This is a genomic window from Streptomyces sp. NPDC054840 (genome assembly GCF_053611065.1).
On sequence record NZ_JBSGZP010001034.1, the window covers coordinates 1 to 1,721 of the forward strand.

Here is a 1,721-nt window from a genome sequence, read left to right on the forward strand (position 1 = left end):
GACGAGACGTCCGCGTACACCCGCGCCTGGATCGCCCGGCATCGGCGGGCCGCCGGCACCGGCTCCGCCGCCCCGCCGGACCAGGTCGCCGACTACGAGGAGTACACGCACCTCTACGACGAGTCCTGGGGCGACCCCGAACTGCGCTGGCTGCTCTCGACCGTACCCAGCTGCATGATCTTCGACGACCACGACGTCATCGACGACTGGAACACCAGCGCCGCCTGGGCAGCCGACATGCGGGCAACGCCCTGGTGGCACGAGCGGATCACCAGCGGCCTGATGTCGTACTGGGTCTACCAGCACCTCGGGAACCTCTCCCCCGCCGAGCTCGCCGAGGACGAGCTGTACGCGGCGGTACTGGCGGCCGACGACGCCACGGAGGTGCTGCGCGCGTTCGCCGAACGCGCCGACGCCGACCCGGGGACGGTGCGCTGGAGCTACCGAAGGGACTTCGGCCGCACCCGGCTGCTGATGGTCGACACCCGGGCCGCGCGGGTGCTGGAGGAGCAGCACCGGGCGATGCTGGACGCCGAAGAAGCGGCCTGGCTGCGGACGCAGGCGTTCGACGACCCCGGCGGCGTCGACCACCTGCTGGTCGGGACATCGCTCCCGTGGCTGCTGCCCCCGATGGTCCACTTCGCGGAGGGCTGGCACGCGGCGCTCTGCCGGGGGGAACGGGGGCCGCGCTGGTCGCGCTTCGGTGAGTGGCTGCGCCGGCGGGCGGACCTGGAGCACTGGGCGGCGTTCACATCGTCGTTCGAAAGGCTGACGGAGACGGTCGCCGAGGTGGGGAGAGCCGAGGGGGCCCCGGCGACGGTGTGCGTGCTCTCCGGGGACGTACACCACGCGTATGTGGCGGAGCCCGTCTGGACCACCGGCAGGCAGCCGCGCTCCCGTGTCTTCCAGTTCACCTGCTCACCGCTGCACAACTCTGTACCGACGGTCATGCGGGCTGGATTCCGTTTCGGCTGGAGCCGGCTCGCCAAGGGGATCGGCCATCTCCTCGCCCGCCACGGACGGGTCGCGAGACCGGCGGTCCGGTGGGAGCGCACCGGCGGACCGTGGTTCGGCAACCAGTTGATGACGCTGACACTGCGCGGACGTACAGCGCGGCTGCGGCTGGAGAGGGCCTCGGCGGGTGCCAAGCGGGGGCGCCGCGGGACAGACCGTGCGGGAGCCCGGCTCATCGGCGTCCTCGACCGCAGTCTGACGGACGGAAGCTGACGCCCCGGCCGGACGGCCCCCATACCTTCTCTGTTCGGGAGCCTGCAGACCGAGCACGGGACCGTATTGGGTCCCGTGCCCCTGCCGGCCAGCCTCCATCGGTGCCCCTGCCGCTGGCGGTGGCCGGGCGTTGAAGGGCTTCGAAGGACAGCCGGCCGGCAGCGGTGTCCCCGACGGCGAGCCCGCCGTCGAGGGACCGGCTCCTCGGCGGTTGCCCGGCAACGGCGACCAGGACGGGGACGGGGAACCTGTCCTGGACGAGGGAGCCGCGCCGGGTTGGTAGGAGCAGTTCCGTACGGTGCGGGGCGGCCTTCTCCCTGCACCGGCCGTCCCTGATCTCCCCGGCGGCGAGGGGACCCCGAGCCGGGCAGGGGGCTGCCGGCCGGGGCGGGCAGTGCGACGGCGACGGCGACGGCGACGGCGACGGCAACGGCGACGGCGACGGCGACGGCAACCTGATCATGCCCAAGGGCGGCTACTGCCACCGCCGCATT

Annotated in this window: 2 protein-coding genes; both read left to right on the forward strand. The window is 73.0% G+C overall.

Features of this window, described 5'->3' with window-relative positions:
- The coding region (locus ACWGIU_RS37210) for an alkaline phosphatase D family protein (RefSeq protein ID WP_453712484.1) at positions 1-1,227 on the forward strand (1,227 nt) is incomplete at its 5' end.
- A 164-nt stretch (positions 1,228-1,391) separates the two neighbouring features.
- On the forward strand, positions 1,392-1,721 hold a 330-nt coding region (locus ACWGIU_RS37215; RefSeq protein ID WP_453712485.1), incomplete at its 3' end, for a hypothetical protein.